General features: G+C 32.4%; 14 protein-coding genes, 1 tRNA gene and 2 pseudogenes. 7 read left to right on the forward strand and 10 right to left on the reverse strand.

Translation table 11 applies throughout. From position 1 onward, the window contains the following. The first annotated feature begins 59 nt into the window (after positions 1–59). The 3 genes from AD998_18925 to AD998_18935 are packed head-to-tail and all read left to right on the forward strand — an operon-like array spanning position 60 to position 2,536. Positions 60–617, forward strand: coding sequence for a hypothetical protein (locus AD998_18925; protein KOY87934.1), 558 nt, complete (start codon positions 60–62; stop codon positions 615–617). Positions 618–641: 24 nt separating this feature from the next. Next, entirely contained in the window at positions 642–2,057 is a 1,416-nt protein-coding gene (locus AD998_18930; GenBank protein KOY87935.1) for a hypothetical protein, read from the forward strand. Positions 2,058–2,062: 5 nt separating this feature from the next. Continuing rightward, positions 2,063–2,536, forward strand: coding sequence for a hypothetical protein (locus AD998_18935; GenBank protein ID KOY87936.1), 474 nt, complete (start codon positions 2,063–2,065; stop codon positions 2,534–2,536). A gap of 40 nt (positions 2,537–2,576) precedes the next feature. Here AD998_18935 and AD998_18940 read toward each other — a convergent pair whose 3' ends face one another. The 4 genes and pseudogenes from AD998_18940 to AD998_18955 form a co-directional block, all read right to left on the reverse strand. After that, positions 2,577–4,676, reverse strand: coding sequence for an ATP-dependent DNA helicase RecG (locus AD998_18940; protein ID KOY87937.1), 2,100 nt, complete (start codon positions 4,674–4,676; stop codon positions 2,577–2,579). Between the two features lie 2,992 nt (positions 4,677–7,668). After that, a pseudogene (locus tag AD998_18945) lies at positions 7,669–8,718 on the reverse strand (hypothetical protein). A gap of 828 nt (positions 8,719–9,546) precedes the next feature. Further along, positions 9,547–10,521: a hypothetical protein gene (locus AD998_18950; GenBank protein ID KOY87938.1), complete on the reverse strand. Its 975-nt coding sequence runs from the start codon at positions 10,519–10,521 to the stop codon at positions 9,547–9,549. 376 nt (positions 10,522–10,897) lie between these two features. Continuing rightward, positions 10,898–11,926: a phenylalanyl-tRNA synthetase subunit alpha gene (locus AD998_18955; GenBank protein ID KOY87939.1), complete on the reverse strand. Its 1,029-nt coding sequence runs from the start codon at positions 11,924–11,926 to the stop codon at positions 10,898–10,900. A gap of 93 nt (positions 11,927–12,019) precedes the next feature. On the opposite strand from AD998_18955, the gene AD998_18960 reads away from it, so the two are divergent. From AD998_18960 to AD998_18970, 3 genes are read left to right on the forward strand one after another with little or no spacing between them, the layout of a single operon-like run. Then, positions 12,020–12,970 (forward strand): hypothetical protein, encoded by a 951-nt coding sequence (locus AD998_18960; GenBank protein ID KOY87940.1) that lies wholly within the window; start codon positions 12,020–12,022, stop codon positions 12,968–12,970. A 7-nt stretch (positions 12,971–12,977) separates the two neighbouring features. Beyond that, positions 12,978–13,898: a hypothetical protein gene (locus AD998_18965; protein KOY87941.1), complete on the forward strand. Its 921-nt coding sequence runs from the start codon at positions 12,978–12,980 to the stop codon at positions 13,896–13,898. Between the two features lie 3 nt (positions 13,899–13,901). Then, on the forward strand, positions 13,902–14,270 hold the full coding sequence (locus AD998_18970) for a hypothetical protein (GenBank protein ID KOY87942.1): 369 nt from the start codon (positions 13,902–13,904) through the stop codon (positions 14,268–14,270). On the opposite strand, the gene AD998_18975 is transcribed toward AD998_18970, so the two are convergent. The 6 genes and pseudogenes from AD998_18975 to AD998_19000 all read right to left on the reverse strand — a co-directional run bounded on the left by AD998_18975 (position 14,271) and on the right by AD998_19000 (position 18,335). Next, positions 14,271–15,299, reverse strand: a complete 1,029-nt coding sequence (locus tag AD998_18975; protein KOY87943.1) for a hypothetical protein — start codon at positions 15,297–15,299, stop codon at positions 14,271–14,273. Positions 15,300–15,308: 9 nt separating this feature from the next. After that, positions 15,309–15,701 carry a DoxX family protein gene (locus AD998_18980; GenBank protein KOY87944.1) on the reverse strand — a complete coding sequence of 131 codons (393 nt, stop codon included), beginning with the start codon at positions 15,699–15,701 and terminating at the stop codon, positions 15,309–15,311. A gap of 19 nt (positions 15,702–15,720) precedes the next feature. Continuing rightward, positions 15,721–16,188 (reverse strand): YHS domain protein, encoded by a 468-nt coding sequence (locus AD998_18985; protein ID KOY87945.1) that lies wholly within the window; start codon positions 16,186–16,188, stop codon positions 15,721–15,723. A gap of 51 nt (positions 16,189–16,239) precedes the next feature. Beyond that, the gene (locus AD998_18990) at positions 16,240–16,944 is read right to left on the reverse strand and encodes a hypothetical protein (GenBank protein KOY87946.1); all 705 of its coding nucleotides are present in this window, start codon (positions 16,942–16,944) and stop codon (positions 16,240–16,242) included. Further along, positions 16,937–17,194: pseudogene (locus AD998_18995) on the reverse strand (hypothetical protein). Before AD998_18995 ends, AD998_18990 begins: the two are co-directional and overlap by 8 nt. Before the next feature lie 370 nt (positions 17,195–17,564). Then, positions 17,565–18,335 (reverse strand): hypothetical protein, encoded by a 771-nt coding sequence (locus AD998_19000; GenBank protein ID KOY87947.1) that lies wholly within the window; start codon positions 18,333–18,335, stop codon positions 17,565–17,567. A gap of 144 nt (positions 18,336–18,479) precedes the next feature. On the opposite strand from AD998_19000, the gene AD998_19005 reads away from it, so the two are divergent. Beyond that, positions 18,480–18,556: transfer RNA gene (locus AD998_19005), tRNA-Arg, on the forward strand. Positions 18,557–18,820: the final 264 nt, after the last annotated feature.

Here is an 18,820-nt window from a genome sequence, read left to right on the forward strand (position 1 = left end):
GCATAGTTTTTGTGTATGTTTCATAACATTACTAAAACATTTACTTTTTATTGTATATTATGGAAGAGTTACAAAACTATTGGGAAGAGTATAATTTTAATCGTTTTAATCCTGTTGATTTAAAATCATTTGAAACTTTGACAATCCTATTTCCAATATTGGCTGTAGTAGCAGCCGACCACAACATTGATGGGGCTGAAAAAGAGTTCTATTTGGAAGAAATCCAAAGGAAAGTTCACCAAAACGAAAAATTAAACTTAACATTGCTCAAAGAGGAAGTACGTTATATTACTCAAAATCTTGAGGAACTGTCGCCATTGATGTTGGGAGCTTTAAAAATTTTGGTAGAAAAAGATGGTTTGGCTCATGAATTGATGGATATGATGCTTTCAGCTGCTAAAGTGAGTTATGAATCTTGGCAAGCAAAAACTTTGTATGGAGAATCTGATAGTCGTTTGAAATTATCAAAAAAAATGATAGATTTGGTTGTTGAGGATGCTATAAGCCAAAAAGAACGCATATCAGATGAAGAATTAAATGTAATTAAAATGATTTTACAAAAAACCAATGCTCTTACAGAACGCAACAAAAGTATATTAGAAAATCTTTCCAATTAAGTTTTTACCAAAAATGCAAACATTATGAAAAAAATTAGTACTTATTGGCATTTTGCAATACTATTTGCCATGCTCTCTTTCAATTTACAGGCTCAGTCGCTGTATGAACTTACCTTCGAGGTAGATAAAGTAAACTACAAATGTTTTTTGGTGTATTTCAACGAGCAAGATGCCTATATGCGTATAGGATACACCAATGAAGGTAAATATAATGTAGTAAACGTCCAATATACTTCTGCCACAGGACAAGAAGATGGATATAATTATTTTGTTATGGCAGGGTCTAATCCTACCTTTATCACTACTAAAGCAGAACAACAGTCTTACAACCCAGACCATTTTTTATGGATTTGGAATGATAAGGAAAATGCCAGTTTACCTTATGTAACTGAAGACCCCAATTTTGATGAAACCAAACTACATGTCTGTAAAACATATACAGAAATTACTGCTAAAAGCCTAACAGATAGCTATTTAAAACAATTTTTCCGTACAGATGAAGCTCAATATAAATCTCTTCAAAAAATGAGAGATGCAGCTTTGGGTGTAAATACCAATGCAAACAATAACAACAATAATAACAACAACAACAATAATAACAACAACAACAATAATAATAACAATAACAACAATAATAATAACAATAACAACAACAATAATAATAACAACTCTACTGCAACTACAGCAGGAGCTAAATTGCATTTGGTATTGTGTATCAATACCGAGATTAGCGATATTGGACAAAGTTGTAGTGTTGACCAAAGAGCTATGGAAGTAGAGTTTAGAGAGATTGCAAAAGCTGTTGGCATTCCATTTGAAAAATACATTGTAAATGGAGAGAAATTTACCAAAGACAATGCAGAGCAAACACTTGGTAACATGAAAGTTGGCAAAAATGATGTGGTTGTGTTTTATTATAGTGGGCATGGTTTCCGTTGGTCTGACCAAACAGATAAATACCCACAACTTGACATGCGAGCATCAGAATATACTCCTATTAGTGAAAAAACAGCTTTACCACTATCTTCTGTATTTACCAAAATTACATCGAAAGGTGGTAGATTGAATATTGTATTGAGTGATTGTTGTAACTCAGATGTAGGTAGAAATCAGGTTACTAGCCAAACTTTTATGGCAGGTCGTTCTTTCCAAGGTGCAGAAATAGAAAAACTAAAAAAACTATTTGTCAATAGCTCTGGAAATATTATTATCACAGGTAGTTCCCCTGGTGAATACTCTTGGTGTAATGCAAACGGAGGTTTCTTTACTTTAAGCTTTATTCAAGCTCTTAAAGAGGAAATTGGTTATATGCGTACAGAAGCTCCTACTTGGGATCATATTGCTCAGAATGCTGTAAAAAGCACTCAGTACAAAGCAAAAAGCTGTAATGGTTGCAAGCCTCAAAATCCTGTTTCATCAGTTCGTGTTACTCAAAAATAGTCTTTATGAAAATTCTTAGTTTTTTATTTCTGATGAGTTTTTTCGCTTTAAAAGATAGTCATCCTATTTTTCAAAAGCATCAAAATATCATCCAAGAAGCCAAAGATGTATTTTTGTATGAAGTTTCGGAGCAACCAATTGCTTCCAAACAACACAAAAAAGACGTTGAGTATATCGGTGATTATGAAGTTCTTAAAGCCTTAAAAATCACTTCTGATGATGCTCAAAACCTTAAAAGTGTAGTGTTAGACGAAAAAAACTATATCAAAGACAAAAAAACATGCCCCATGCTTGGCAAATATGCTATCAAATTTGCCAAAGATAAGCATTATATCGCTTTGATTGTTTCGTCCAATACTTGTGAAAAAGTTTCTGTTTTTTCTTCGGAAAAAAGCGTGAACAAGCAATTTCATGATTTAGCTGCACCCAATAGTATCCACCAGACACTCGAAAAAATAACGGGTAGTTCGGATAAATAAAGACATAAAAGAAGGCTTTGAGATTTCAAAGCCTTCTTTTTTAACTAATTCTTGCCCAATTAGTTGTATTTTTAGAAATTGTAGAAAGTTGATGTTTGATACAGGCATTTTTATAAGCCTGCAAATTAGGGTCTTCTGTCAGTATTTTATGGGCTACATTTCGAGCATGTTCCAAAATAGCTCCATCTTTTGCCAAATCTGCTATCAATAAATCGGTTATGCCACTTTGTTGTGTTCCCATCAAATCACCTGGTCCACGCAAACGCAAATCGGTATTAGCTATTTCAAAACCATCATTGGTTTCAACCATTACTTTTATTCTTTCTTTAGCTTCTTTGGTCAGTTCGTATTTGGTCATTAAAATACAAAAAGACTGCTCCGAACCACGTCCCACACGCCCACGCAATTGATGTAATTGTGAAAGTCCGAAACGTTCAGCATTTTCAATAATCATGATTGAAGCATTGGGAACGTTCACACCTACTTCAATTACCGTTGTTGCAATCATGATTTGGGTTTCATTCTTGGCAAACCTTTGCATTTCAAAATCCTTTTCCTTCGGTTTCATCTGCCCATGTACTACACTCGTTTGGTATTCGGGAAAAGCTCTTGCTATGCTTTCGTAGCCATCCATTAAGTTTTTCAGATTGAGTTTTTCAGATTCTTCTATGAGTGGATAAACAATATAAACTTGTCTTCCTTTTTCAATTTCTTCTCTGATAAAACCAAAAACTTTGAGTCTATGCGAGTCGTAACGATGAACTGTTTTGATAGGTTTACGCCCTGGAGGGAGTTCATCTATAATCGAAACATCCAAATCGCCATAAAGTGTCATGGCAAGTGTTCTTGGAATGGGCGTTGCTGTCATTACAAGTACATGCGGAAAAGTATCAGCATTTTTGTGCCACAATTTAGAGCGTTGTTCTACTCCAAAACGATGTTGCTCATCAATAATGGCTAATCCCAAATTTTTAAATTTTACTTTTTCTTCTAAAAGAGCATGCGTTCCTATCAGAATCTTTAAATCTCCAGTTTCTAAATAATCGTGTATGAGTTTTCTCCCTCCCAAAGAGCTTGAACCCGTTAAAATATCAATGGTAAGCCCAAGACTATCAGCATATTTTTTAAGACCTTGATAGTGCTGTTCAGCTAAAATTTCGGTAGGAGCCATCAAGCATACCTGAAAGCCATTATCAATTGCCATGAGCATGGAAATGAAAGCTACAATCGTTTTTCCGCTTCCTACATCACCTTGTAAAAGCCTATTCATTTGCCTACCACAAGTCATGTCTTTATGAATTTCTTTGATTACTCTTTTTTGAGCATTGGTCAAATCAAATTCTAAATGGTTTTTGTAAAACTCTGTAAGCAGTAGAGTACTTTTGAATACAAAACCCTGATAAGTTACTTTCCTATATAAATTTTGTTGTAGAAGTCTAATTTGTGTATAAAATAATTCTTCAAATTTGAGTCTGTTCTTAGCTTTCTGAAGCATTTCCAAATTTTTTGGAAAATGAATATTGGCAATGGCTTCTTTCTTTGCTAAAAATTGATTTTCCTGAAGAACATCATCAGGAAGTGTTTCTCTGATATGTGGTAGAGCTAATGGCACAAGTTGCTTGATGGCTTTGGCTAAAGCCTTGCTATCAAGCATTTTCTTTTTCATGGTTTCTGTGGTATTATACACAGGAAACAAAGCCCCTTGCTCTTTGGCTTCTTGGGGGTTATACAATTCTATTTCTGGATGACTGATGTTTATCTTATTATTGAACTCTGATGGCTTTCCATAAATAATATACTCTTGATTGAGCTGTATAAACTTTTTAATGTAATTGACACCTTTAAACCAAACGAGTTCAATATCGCCTGTACTATCTCTAAGGTAAGCAATAAATCGTTCTTTGCTACCCTCTCCTACTGTTTCTATGAATTTGATTTTTCCTTTGAGTTGGATATAAGGCATATCTGCCACTACATCAGAAATTTGGTGAAATTGGGTTCTGTCTTCGTGTCGGAATGGATACCGTTGAATAAGGTCGGCATACGTAAACACATTGATTTCCTTATTCAGTACAGTAGCTTTGATAGGTCCTATCCCTTTTAGGAATTCTACTTTGGTGTCAAAAAAATTGTTATTCATATCTATTTGCTTATCTCGTAAATATTATTCAAAGTTATTTTTTAGCCTATTATAAAGGCTTATGAAATAAAGCGTTCACAAGCCTTTGATATTTTTATCTTTCAATGGTTAGTAAAGCACTTCCTCTTCGTACATAAAATGCTACTCCAGCCACTTTACCCTCAGAAACAATGGGTTCTATCATATATCTTAATTTACTTCTTCTATCAGCAGCTCCAAACATTTGTTCTGTTTCAAAAGGCTCTTGCTTTTCAATAGCTGTGTACCAATCTTTACGAATTTTATTGGAATCATCTTCGTTGCTGGCAAACAATTCAAACCAATTCATGCCTTTTTTGATATCAATGCCATACAGATTTTGGAAGATTAATTGCATTTTTGTATTAAACACAATGATTTTTTCATTTTCATCTACTGCCAAAATACTTTCTTTTGACTTTTCTATAATTTGCTCTGTAATAACATGATTACGCTCCAAATTGTCTTCAATGGTATTTTTCTCTGTTTCTTCCATTTTAAGCGTTACCAAATCGAGCATAGACGTAATGAAACTTTGCTCTTCAATGCTCCACTCTCTTGGGGTTCTGGTATGTTCGCAGGTCATCATACCTTTTAGTTTTGTTCCCATTCGGATAGGATATACAAGCATTGATGTAACACTTCCCGCTGATAAATAGCTAGGAGTTAGCTCTTTTGTAAATTCTCCAATTTGAGCAGGATTTGCATTGATAAAGCTTTGCTTATAAAGAGCCTCGAAAAATATAGGATGTTCTGCCTGCCCTATTACCAAACCATCAGTGTGTGTGTTCTCTTCCTGATTGTATAAATCGATACATTTTAGTGCTCCATCTTTAAACTCCCAAACACTTACTCTTGGAATATCCAAATTACTTGCAACAGAGGAGTTGATTTCTTCTACATATTCTTTTACATTACCCTCATAAAGTTTTTGAGAACCTAAAAGAGTAATTGTTTCTATTTGCTTACGCAATCTTTCTTTACTTGCTAAAATATTCTCTTCATTTCTTTTTTGGTCTGTTACATCTTGGTATGTACCAATTACCCCTATTACATTACCTTCTGTATCGTGGAAAGGCACTTTACTTACTCTAATCCAAGAGAATTGCCCATTTGGTTGAATTCTTGTTTGTAGAGCATCTAATTCAGGTAAATTATTATCCATTACCTTTTTATCTACACTTACATAATACTCAGCATCTTCTTGGTTTTTCCAAATTTCAAAGTCAGTTTTTCCAACTACATCCTCAACTTTATCTAATCCTACCAATTTCAAGAATCTACGATTACAACCTAAGAATACAGAGTTTTTATCTTTCCAGAATACACTTTGTGGTAGAGCATCTATAATTTTCTGTAAAACGTCTTTTGATTTTTGCAAATCAATTTGATTTTCTTTTTGTGTTGTAATATCTCGTATAGCAAAAATACGGATTCTTTGCTCCTCAAATCGAACAACTCTACCATGTATTTCAATCTGTACCTCAGTACCATCTTTTTTCAACAAAACACCTTCATAAGCTTTATCATAGCCTAATTGCATGTTGATAATGGAAACAGCTTTTGTTTCAGGAGAAAATATATTAAATAAATACTGCTCTTTTACTTCATCCGCCTGATAACCCGTAATTTGTGTAAAAGCTGTGTTTACTTCTTGAATATAACCTTTTTCGTGAATAATAATAGCCTCAGAAGTTGAATCAGAAATTGCTTTTGAACGGTTTTCACTTCTTTGTATTGTTCGTTCAATTTTCTTTTGGTCTGATATATCTTGTGTAAAAGATACAGCCCCAACTTTTCTACCTTCTGTATCATAAATAGGATTATAGAAACGCTGAAAGAAATAATCACCAACTATTACTTCTTTTTCTTTTTCTTTTCCGCCTACTTTTATTTTCTGTTTTTCTATTTGTTGAAAATTTTCTACAAAAGAATACGCTCCTTCATTAAATACTTTATCAAATTGTTCTTTTAAAACATTAGAAAGTTCTTGACGACTATATTGAAAATCAGACAATAAATTCATCCCAACTTCAGGATGTTTGCCACTTTCTGCCATCATAAAACTTGCCCATTTTTCATTATAAGAAAGAATATTGTATTTCATATCAATAGAAACTATCTCATCTGAAGTACTATCCAAGATAGTTTTCATACGGATATTACTTTCTTCCATCTCGTGCAAGATCTTCTGTTTGTCAGTTACATCTCGCATGATGGTGGCAACTGCTGTTATCTCTCCTTGAGCATTTTTAATGGCAACAATGTTACCACTCATATAAGCTATTTCTTGGGTTTTTAGATTTATCATTTCCAACTCCCCTTCCCAATAGCCATTTTGTGTTACATTGGGTAATACTTCTGATTGTACTTTCTGCCAATTGTTATCATTAAAGAAGTTTTTGAGGTAAAGTCTTTTAGATATATAGTCATCTGCTCCAAAAAGTTGTTGCCCAACTTTATTTGCATAGATAATTTCTTGATTTGGGTTCATCATAATTACAAAGTCTGTCGCATTTTCAACCATTGCTACAAACTTTTGTTGTTCTATTTGTTGTTTTTCTAAGGCATCTCTTTGAATACGAATTTGCTCTTCAATACGTTTTTGCCTTGTAATATCTTGCATTGTACCATAAACGAAGGCGGTTCTCTCAGAATTTATTTCAGAGATTCTTTTTATGGAAATAACCACTTCTCTGATATCTCCATTTTGCCTTTTCATTTGGTATTCAAAACTACTTTCGTAGTTAGGATCATGCGATTTGATAGCTTCAGCAATTTTTGAATTTACCAATTCTATATCTTTTTCTGCAATAAAATGTTCTGCAAACTTTTTAGAAGGCATTTGATAGCCATTTTCTAATTCCTTACTAGTTTTAAGCAAGCCGTACAGCTCTTCATTAGCAAAGATTACTTTATTTTTTACATCCAATTTCCATGCAGCCAATGATGCTAATTGTAAAGCCTCAGAAAGTTGAGATTCTTTTTCTCTTAGTTCAAGCGTTCGATCTTTTACCTGTTGCTCAAGATTGTCACGCATTTTTTCAAGTTCTTTTTGGCTACGTTCCATTTCTGTTTGAGCCAATGCCAAACTCTCCATATTATCCCTCATCACTTCTTCTTGAGCTTTCAACTGTTCTGTTACTAGTTGCGATTCCAAAAGAAGTACTTTGGTTTTTTCATTATTTTTTACTGAAGCTAATGTAGATGCTACGTTTTCTGATAGTTTTTCAACGAAAGCTATCTCATAATCTTCAAAGGGTTTAAAAGATGCTATCTCAACTGCTCCATAGACTTCTGTATTATCCAAAAGAGGAACAATGAGTAAATGTCGAGGTGTAGAATCTCCAAGACCCGAACCAATTTGGATATAGTCTGTTGGTATTTTATCTAAATGTAGAATGTCTTTTTCTAAAACTGCTTGTCCAACAAGCCCTTGCCCTATTTCTACTCTTGTTTCTTGAAATTTACGTCTATCATAGGCAAAAGAGGCTTTCAAATCCAAGTATAGATTGTTTTTATTATCTTCTACCAATACAAATAAACCACCTTGATTTGCTTTTAAGTATTTTACAAGGTTGGATATGATATTATATCCTAAATCGTTGATGCTATCATAATTAGAACGAAGAATATTTACAAACAAGTTAAAACCTTCGTTAGCCCAGTTACGTCTTCGATCTTCTTCTGCTACTTTGAGTAAGTTTTCTCTCATACCTAAGAGTGCATATCCTAATACATCTTTCTGACTACGAACCTGATATGGATATTCAAACTTACCTTCTCCAATATTTTTAGCAAATTCTGATGTTTTTTTAAGGTTATTTACCAAAAGGTTGATATTATTGGCTAATATCCCTATCTCATCTTTTCTATCATACAACACTTTCTGACTTACGTCTCCCTCTGCTATTTCTTGTGTAATAACTGCTACCTTGTCTAATGGTCTGATAAATCTGTTATTTAGATAGACATAGCCAACGATTAAAAATACAATTAGTATTAAAATTGTAAAGAAAATGAGGATTTGAATACCCGTTTGTGTACTTGTATATTCAGCAATATACAGAGTGGTTAGTTCGTTGTGTAAAGCCTGTATACCTTTGGTTGTTTCAATAAGATTGACATAGGCTTTTTGAACAACAGGATTATCGATTTTTTCAAGCTTTTTCTGAATAACAGGAACTTCTTTTTCTAAAGTATCACCTACTTTTTGTATCTGAGTTTGGGTGGTTTGTAGTAAAGTATCTAACTGCACTACCTCATTCATGATAATGTTGAGGTTTTTTCTGTATAAGCCCCAATCATCTTTTAATTTATTTAGTTTTAAGAGAGCTTTAGTATTTTTTGTAGCTTGAATTGATATTTCGTTTGTAAGAATAACAAGTGTTCTTCCTTGAGTTAAAATATCTAAGTGGTCATCATAGTCTAATACAAAAGCATATAGTTCCTTTTTATTTTCTTTATCTCCATCTATTACGAGTCCAGCTTTGTAAGGGATTTGTCCTAAAATTTTTTCAGCTTTTCTTGAGACTTCAACACGTGCTGCATCTCTACGCAATGATACCCCTGAAATATATACCAAGATGTAGCTAAGCAGTACTAAAGCTATTGCTGAAAAGAAGAAAAAGCCTGTAATAGCTTTAATGTTCCACGCTTTATTTTTACTCATCGCTATAAACTAATTAAAATGAATAGAATAATTCCTAAAAATAGGATTGTAATTATCAAATCTAAGATTTTTTTTTTTTACAAAAAAGAAAATCTTATAACTAAAAAACACAAGAAAGCATTTTCTTGTGTTTTTTTATAAAGTTTTATAAATAAAAGAGTTTTAATATTTTATTTTTTTCTAATCACTATCCGAAACTGTATCTGAATTGCCTGAAATAGAATCTCTCATTTTAGTATCTGCAATTACATTTTTCATTTTATAGTAATCCATAATACCCAAATTTCCTAATTTGAATGCATCAGAAATAGCTTTTGGTATTTCTGCTTCTGCCTCAATTACTTTGGCTCTCGCTTCTTGAGCTTTTGCTTTCATTTCTTGCTCTAAGGCAACAGCCATTGCTCTACGCTCTTCAGCTTTAGCTTCTGCTACTTTTAAATCGGCAGCAGCTTTGTCTATTTGAAGTTTTGCACCAATATTTTCACCTACATCAATATCAGCAATATCAATAGAAAGAATTTTGAAGGCTGTTCCAGCATCTAATCCTCTGGAAAGCACCACTTTAGAAATCGCATCTGGATTTTCTAAAACGGCTTGATGATTATGAGCTGAACCAATCGAAGTAACAATACCCTCACCTACACGAGCCAAGATAGTTTCTTCGCCAGCACCACCTACCAATTGCTCTAAGTTTGCTCTTACCGTAATACGAGCTTTTACGACAAGTTGGATACCATCTTTAGAAACAGCTGTTACATTAGGTGTATTGATAACACGTGGATTTACAGACATTTGCACAGCATCAGACACATCACGTCCAGCAAGGTCAATGGCTGTAGCTTGTCTGAACGAAAGAGATAAACTTGCCTTATCAGCAGAAATTAATGCTCTGATAACACCTTGTACATTTCCTCCTGCCAAAAAGTGTGTTTCTAAATCATCAGCTGTGAGTTTTAACCCTGCTTTATGAGCTGTAATCAACGATTCTACAATAGCTCTGGGTGGTACACGACGAATACGCATGAATATCAGACGGAAGAGTCCAATCTGAACACCCGAAAAAAGAGCCGTTACCCATAAATTGACAGGAACAAAGTAGAGAAAAATGAAGAAGCCTACAATCCCCGCTCCTAAAAATATTAAAGTTTCATCCATATTTTTAATTTTTTGTGAAAATCTATTACAAAAAGAACATAAAACAAAATTTGAAGGCTAAATTCTTTTTTTTTAAAAACACAAAAATCTCATCCACGTAATAATCATTGGCGTTTATAAAAAATAAAAGATAAAATTTGGTTTAATTCAAAAAAAACTTATTATCTTTGCAAAAGAACTTAAACTCTTTAAATATCATGAACACACCTTTTGGTAATCCATTTGGCTCTCCTTTTGGGAATAAATAGGGAGTCTTTACTTAGTCGGCTTAACAGCCAATGCAACCTGACTCGTAAAAATATCGATACATAAAGAGTATGCCCAAAAGCATACTCTTTTTTAGTGTTTTATTTGATATATTTTATGATTCTATCTATTACACCAAACCCTCAAATTGTCTTAAAAAACGAACATCATTTTCTGTAAATAGCCTCAAATCTTTGATTTGGTATTTGAGCATCGTAATTCTCTCTAAACCCATTCCAAACGCAAAGCCTGTATATTTTTGGGAATCTATATTACAATTCTCAAATACATTGGGGTCAATCATGCCAGAGCCACCAATTTCTACCCAGCCTGTTTGTTTGCACACATTACAGCCTTTTCCTTTACAAATTAAACACGAAATATCTATTTCGGCACTTGGCTCTGTAAAAGGGAAATAAGAAGGGCGGAAACGAATTTTGGTTTCCGTTCCAAACATTTCTTTTACAAAATGATACAAAGTTTGTTTTAAGTCTGCAAAACTTACATTTTCATCTATAAAAAAACCTTCTATCTGATGAAAAATGCAATGAGCTCTTGCAGAAATGGCTTCATTTCTAAATACTCTACCTACCGAGAAGGTACGCATAGGAGGTTTTTGAGTACTCATTACACGAATCTGCACAGATGATGTGTGGGTACGCAAAGCTATATCAGGATTCTTTTCTAGGAAAAAAGTATCCTGCATTTCTCTAGCAGGATGATTTTCAGGGAAGTTGAGTCCTGTAAAATTATGAAAATCGTCTTCGATTTCAGGTCCTTCAGATTGGTTGAAACCCATTCTTTCAAAAATCTGAACAATTCTATTTTTTACAATTGTAAGAGGATGAGCATTGCCTTGCTCATAAGGAATTACAGGCAATGTCAAATCAACTTTTACTTCTACACTGGTGGGTGTGTTTTCAAAGTATTCTTGACGTTCTTTAAATTTCCCTTCTGCAAGTTGTTTTAACTTATTTACCTCCATTCCAAAATTCTTACGGTCTTGAGGTTCAATGTTTTTCATTTCTTCCATCAAGGCTGGAACTTTACCTTTTTTGGCAATAAACTCCAATCTGAATGCCTCCAACGAATCTTTGGTTTCTATTTTATAGTTTTGTACTTCTTCCGTGAGCTGGCTTATTTGTTCAAAAAGATTCATAACTGTCAATCAATAAAAAATTCCTAAATTATCATTTTGCAATTTTACTAAAAAAATGTTTATTTGTTTGTAGAAAACTCAAACTTTAGTTTTATGAAAACTTTATTATCTCTCTTTTTTGCTCTTATTCTATCACTAAAAAGTTTTGGACAAGGATGTAGTGATGCTGGTTTTTGTACTATGGGTGCTATGCGACCAGACCAACACAGAAGTAAGTTTATCAACCTAAAATTAAATTCGTTAGAATTTACACAACACTTTGGATATACAAAATTTGGCGATTATATCCTTTCATACATTGCCGATGTAGATTTTAAGATAAGCCCAAAGGTAACTCTTCATTTAAAGCTTCCCTATACTTTTGTTTTTAACAAAATGCCTACTGTTCATGGAATTGGAGATATTTCGTTGAGTGCAACCAAATTATTAGTACAAAAAGAAAATTTCCAAATTGCTGGTACATTAGGGGGCAAAATACCCACCAATGGAAGCGACTTAAGCCATAATGGTATTCCTTTGCCAAGCTATTACCAAACCAGTTTGGGTACTTACGATTTGGTAGCTGGTTTGGGGGTTAGTTATAAAGATTGGCTTTTTTCAACAGGTTATCAAATGGCATTTAATCGTATGAAAAATCAGTTTTTAAGATATACTGAGAATGGTGTGTTGCATAATTCGTTTGATGGTACAGAATTTGCTGAAGAAGGAAATGCCTATGCAAATTCAAAAGAACTACAGCGTAAACCTGATGTGATGTTGCGTGTGGAACGTAATTTTAGGGTGGGTCGGTTCAATGCACATCTTGGTATTTTAAATATTTACAGATTGGCTAATGATGAAGCCACTAATTTTAAAGGACAAAGAATAGAGATTGCTGAAAGCAAAGGACTCACAGTCAATGGTTTGATTGGAGCAGGCTATCGTCTTTCTGCTCATTCTGCAATCAAAGTACTTTTTGGGCGTAAATTAACTACTAAGGAACGAAACCCTGATGGTTTGAGTCGAGAGTATGTAAATAACATCAGTTACGAAATCAGGTTTTAAATATTTTATGACAAACTTAAATTTAGAAGATTTTAGAAAGCCTATTATTCATGAAAATGATGAAAATCTTAATTACAATGATGGCTTAAATATCAATTATAATCGCATACCTCTATTTTATAAAGATATACATTTTACTGGATCTACCATTCATCAAGATGGTGAAAGTTATAGAGTTATAGAATATGTGAATGGTTTGATGGAAGGCAAAAATTGTCTTTTCTCTAATAATATGCTACTTTCCGAAGTATTTTATGACTATGGCTATGAAACACATGGCAAAACATGGTATGAAAATGGTCATCAGGAGTCTGTTTGGGAAAGATATACAGCTAAAACATGGGATGAAAAGGGTTCTTTGATTTATGAAAAATATGTAGACCCTGATACAGAAGCATCTGAAGAGTTCTTTTATTTTACTGATGGAGGTTTAAAATTTAAGCAGTTTACAAATCTTCAAATTTGTGTAAAAGAGTATTATGCTCCCAATCAAGAGCATCTTCTTACTCAAAAAATATATTTTCATACTTCACCTATCACTGATGAAGTAATTTATAATCATGAAGCTCTTGAAAAATGGTATTTTGATGTATTAGACTATGAATCTCAAAGTCTTGATATGGAGCATTTTCCAAAAGATGTGAGTTATAGAATGCACTTAATTTGGATGTGGTTTTGGGAAGTTTTAAAAAGAGATAAAGATTTATTTATCAATATTTTATATCGTTTATTACAACACCCACAAAAAAGTGTTGTCAATAGTTGTGTTCAAATTGTAGCTTATCACAGATTTTTAGAGCCTATTCAAACGCTTTATCATCAAGTTTCAGGAGACAATGATTCTTTGAACACTCTTTTTGATGAAATAAAAAAACAACAAAGCCTGATGGATACCAACAACCCAGATAGAAAAATGAAAACTCTCTAAAATATGCAAATTCAGCCTTTTATTTTAGAGAAAAAACTTCATATTTTTGATGGTAGAGAGCCTGATGATTGGAATCAAAAAATTGTTTTATTGCCAGAAAATACTCTGTTCGACTTCTCTTTAGCAGAATTAGTATCTTTTAATTCTCTTCCAGAAAAGCTTGGAGTAGATATTTTTGAATACCTTAGAACCTATTACAAAAATTTATACTCACCTCTAAAAGGAAGTGACTCTCTAAGTTTGCATTATTATATTCGCCTTGATAAAGCAACTCTTCACAGTTTCCTTATCATTGTTAGTTTTGGAGAGTTTCAGCCTACAAGATACAAAGTTCATTTAGAAGGCATTTGGTTACTTGCAGGTGATAGATAGCTATTTTTTTACACTTACTGTAAAATGTTTCCAATAGGTTTTGATAATTACTGAAAAGGGTACTGGTTTTATACCATTTTTAATATTTTCTATAGCAATTTTTCCAATAATACGCCAATGACGAATCAAATCGCGATAGGCTCTAAAAACTGTATAAGAGATGTCATAAATATGCCCCGGTTCAGAACTTACGCCATTCAATTCTAAAATCTTGATATTTTTACCTTCGTATAGATCTTCAATACTTTTTACTCTCAAATCGAATCTTCCATAGTAAAAACCATCTATGGATTCGGCGATTTTATCAAAAACCTGATGTACATCTTCGTTGATAAAATGATTGTAATTGATAAATCGAGTACCTTTACAATGATTTCCGATAGGCTCAAGCAATATTTTTTCATCTTTTTGAGGAATTAAACTCATCAAATCCTTTTTTTCTTCCCATAGACGAGGTATTTGCATTTGACTTCTGGGGTCTTTTTCCATCAGTTTGGCAACAGGAGAAACACCATCTCCTACTACAGAAAGAAACTCTTTACCAGTGAGGGATGTAACTTTTCCCTTGGTAGAGTTAGGCATTTTGTTGTACAAAACACCTAATTCTACCTCAAAAGAAATGTATTCTTGAATAATATATGGATTTGTATTCGTTCTGTGATATTCTTCTAATTCTTCTATACTTGTAATTTTAGCCACATGAAAGCCTCTTTCTCCTACATCAGGTTTGGCTATAATAGGAAACTCTATTTGTTCTTTTTCAAGAATTTCTTTAAGGTTTTCGAAAGTAAGATTTTCAACATATAAATATTTCGGCAAATAATTTTTGTCTATTTTATCTAGAATATCTCTTTTACTTTCGCCAAAAAAGCCTCCTAATTCTATACCAGGGTTTACTACACTAAAATAAGCAAATGAGCGTGTACGCAAAGACCAATATACCCAATAGGGCAACATAGGCAAATAAAATGCCCACCAAGTCCAATATTCAAATTTAAGTATCTTTACTAAAAATAAGGGTAAACGCATTATATTGGGTTATTTATTTAATTTACTCTTGATAATCATTAGTATTTTTTCTTTATCCAATAAAAGTAAAATACCAGAACTCAAAAGTACAACAAAAGCCAAAATAAACAAATAACCGCCATCTCCTTGAATTTCTATTCCCAATAAAAATATGTGTGAAGCTATTGCTCCTGCCATAATACCAGCACTTAGAAAAGCACCTATATATCTTACAGAAGGTATTAGGAGTAGAATAGATGCTATCAATTCGGCAACTCCTGTTCCAATTCTACCCCATGGTTCCATACCTACTGCTGTAAAAATATAGACACTTTCAGGATTAGCCGTAAATTTAAAATAAAGGGTTTGTAGCATAATAATGGCAGCTACTAAAGAAAGTACCCAAGGCAAGTATTTTTTCATAATTTTTAAGATTTTAAGCTTATCTATATACGTTTTGCCAGTTTTTATCTGCTTTTGTTTTCAGATTTGTTTCATCCTCATTCCAATCGTCTAAAGTATTACTGAAAAAGTCTTTATAAAACAGAAATAAACGTCCATTTTTTACTTTGTAGTTTTTTATATCTACTTCTACTTTTGTTCCTTTTGCTCCCATCGCATAAGCACACCAGCCACCATAAGCAGGTTCATATTTAGATGGATTTGCCTTAAAAGCTGTAAGGTTAGCCTGAGAACTAAAATAATATGTAACACCCTGATAAAAGGTGCTATACTTTGAATCTCCTTTTACAGGTTTTGTTAGAGTGAAATAACTCACTACATCATAACCTTCTAAAGCCAGACTACTTTTTGAAACATTGTAATGTTTCTTTCTTTTTGCTGTTTCGTCTTGGGCTATAATACTATTTGAAGCCAATAACAGCATGATTAACAATAAGATATTCTTCATAATTTTGTTTTTTTAACAAAATTATGGGTTTATAAAATATCTTTTTGTCAGCTATCTGACATTATCAAATATTTTTAAATTAGGAATAACCATCATTTTTCTACTTTTACATAATATTTTACCTTCTTCTTCTAATTTGTTGATAGCAGAGGTAACGGATTGCCTTGAAGAGGCTATGTATTCAGCAATTTCCTGATGTGTAAGCAACATAGACATTTCGGTACTTCCATCTATGCGTTCTTTTCCATGTTTGAAGGCATATTCTTGAAAAAAATTCATCAGCCTTGTTTCTACATCTTTAAATACAATATCACTGTATTTTTGCTGGAAAGATATAAGCTTTTCGCCTATAAAAGATGTATATTTGAGCATTAAACAAGGATTTTTTTCTAAAACCTGCTTAAAGTGATTGATTTCAAAGCTACATAAAGAAATAGTTTTACTCAACGCCTTTGCATATTCGTAACGTTGAGACTTTTGGTGCATGTTTGAGAAGTGAATACAACCGAATATATCGTGGTCTTGCAGTATTTCTGTGATAATTTCTTTTCCTTCATCATCCTGATAACAAACCTTCACTATTCCTTCTTTTACAATATACAAGCGTTTTGAGTCTGTATCAGAAAAATTGATAGTTTCCTCTTTTTGAGCATTTTTGTAATTGGAGATAATACACAAATCTTTTACCTCTGAGTCGTTGAGCATCTCAAATAACTTATGATTTCTTAAATACCAATATTTTATATTTTCAGTCATGGTATAATGAATAGATTTGTTGTAGTCCTATCAATAGAAATAAGATAGCTAAGATTCTATTATAGAGATTATTACTTAAGAATTTAAGAATTATATTTTTATATCGTGTAATGGTAAAGACGATAGATATTAAAAGTAAAAACGCCCCTAAACCTGCTCCTAAGATAAAGAAAAAATAATCAATTTTTTCATCAATCACTAAAAAACTATATGAATTAAAAACCACTTGCACAGATAACCAAAAAGGCATAAGTTGTGGATTTAACATTCCCAAAGAAAAACCTTTTGAAAGATTTTTCAGTAAATTTTGATGGTATTTATTTTCTTTTGGTGCTTCTGGTGCTTTATTTTTCTTAAAGAAGTAAAAAAATGCTAATACAATAAGAATAATGGCTATTATAATTTTAAGTGTTTTAAAAAATGTTGGATTGCTAATCAGAAATGAGCCTGCAAATACTGCCAAAAAGCAATATATGAACTCTGGCAAGCTACCTCCTACTGCCACCCAAAAAGCATTTTTTCGATTTTGATGAATAGCAGTATCAATCACAGATAAATTGACAGGTCCTAATTGTAATGAACCAATAAAACTTGCTATAATCGAAAATAATAAAATCATTTTATAAAGTAGAAAAAATATCAAATATTGGTCTGAAAATATAGTAAACTAAAGCATTTAGACCAAATTGTAAGAAATAACTTACAAATACAACTGCAATTGCCCTAAATAACTTGGGTAATAATTTTCCATCAAAAAAAGTAATATAAACCCAAATATTGAAAAGAATCGTTGAAAAAGTATAAACTCCTAAAAGAATTTCTTTACTGGTAGGCAAAAATTCATCAAAAGGGACTAAAAAAACTAAAAACAACAATTGTTGGGCTGTAATAAACGTGTTGAGTACAATACTTTCGCCTAAAAGAATACCATATCTTCTAAAAAAAACATACGTATAAAATGCAAAAACAGGAATAGCCACAATATTTACCATTGAAGGATAATTCTCTGAATATTTAAAAAAATCATTAAAAAATTGTTTGTATTCATTGAAAAAACTTATCTGATAAATACCTGTTTGAGTATTATTATTCATAATCGCTGTTGCCTCATTAGAGAAAAAGTGATAACGATTATTAAGTAATGAAATAAGTGTAGCTATTACAATCAGGTATTCCAAAGAGTTATATAAATATTGCCGAAAACCTCGTAGTACATTCTTTATTGCCTTGGCTGGTCTGATAGTAAGCTCTATAGCTGTATGAACTATTTTTTTTTGTCCTAAATGATAAATAGAATTCAAAAACTCTGTTACTAATCCTTTTAAGGTATAACGCTCAGAATTATAACCTAATTTCAATTCTTTAATTCGTTTTTGAGATAATTTGGGCATATAATTATTCGTTTAATTGGAGTTTATATTAAAATAGACGTTTTTTTCTTATTTCCTTACAAATTTTTGTGAAAATATTTTTGTAAAAACAAAAATATATATCTACATTTGCACCCACTAAATTACTATCGTCTGATAGTAGCTGGTTCCGTAGCTCAGCTGGATAGAGCAACTGCCTTCTAAGCAGTAGGTCATTGGTTCGAATCCAATCGGAATCACGAAAAAGCCCCAATTCTAAGAATTGGGGCTTTTTATTTTTCTTTACTTTCATCTAATATTCTCTCTGATTCTTATTAATATTTCCAATCAAAAGAATGCAAAACCAAAACGGAAGGAATAAAAAATATAGACTAATTATTTTTTTTCTAAAATAATATCAAAAACCTTTCCATCTTCTGTATTAACCATCTGTCCCTTCATATAACTCATATCAGTTTTATAAAACAAACTTATATTAGCTGTTTCTTTTTGATTTGTGTACTCTT

This window comes from bacterium 336/3 (assembly GCA_001281695.1).
GTDB lineage: Bacteria > Bacteroidota > Bacteroidia > Cytophagales > Thermonemataceae > Raineya.

Coding starts and splice junctions, on each gene's coding strand:
- AD998_18950 (KOY87938.1), bottom strand. CDS start 10,521: ATGGATGAAACTTTAATATTTTTAGGAGCGGGGATTGTAGGCTTCTTC.
- AD998_19000 (KOY87947.1), bottom strand. CDS start 18,335: ATGCCCAAATTATCTCAAAAACGAATTAAAGAATTGAAATTAGGTTAT.
- AD998_18965 (KOY87941.1), top strand. CDS start 12,978: ATGACAAACTTAAATTTAGAAGATTTTAGAAAGCCTATTATTCATGAA.
- AD998_18975 (KOY87943.1), bottom strand. CDS start 15,299: ATGCGTTTACCCTTATTTTTAGTAAAGATACTTAAATTTGAATATTGG.
- AD998_18990 (KOY87946.1), bottom strand. CDS start 16,944: ATGACTGAAAATATAAAATATTGGTATTTAAGAAATCATAAGTTATTT.
- AD998_18930 (KOY87935.1), top strand. CDS start 642: ATGAAAAAAATTAGTACTTATTGGCATTTTGCAATACTATTTGCCATG.
- AD998_18960 (KOY87940.1), top strand. CDS start 12,020: ATGAAAACTTTATTATCTCTCTTTTTTGCTCTTATTCTATCACTAAAA.
- AD998_18925 (KOY87934.1), top strand. CDS start 60: ATGGAAGAGTTACAAAACTATTGGGAAGAGTATAATTTTAATCGTTTT.
- AD998_18935 (KOY87936.1), top strand. CDS start 2,063: ATGAAAATTCTTAGTTTTTTATTTCTGATGAGTTTTTTCGCTTTAAAA.
- AD998_18985 (KOY87945.1), bottom strand. CDS start 16,188: ATGAAGAATATCTTATTGTTAATCATGCTGTTATTGGCTTCAAATAGT.
- AD998_18955 (KOY87939.1), bottom strand. CDS start 11,926: ATGAATCTTTTTGAACAAATAAGCCAGCTCACGGAAGAAGTACAAAAC.
- AD998_18980 (KOY87944.1), bottom strand. CDS start 15,701: ATGAAAAAATACTTGCCTTGGGTACTTTCTTTAGTAGCTGCCATTATT.
- AD998_18970 (KOY87942.1), top strand. CDS start 13,902: ATGCAAATTCAGCCTTTTATTTTAGAGAAAAAACTTCATATTTTTGAT.
- AD998_18940 (KOY87937.1), bottom strand. CDS start 4,676: ATGAATAACAATTTTTTTGACACCAAAGTAGAATTCCTAAAAGGGATA.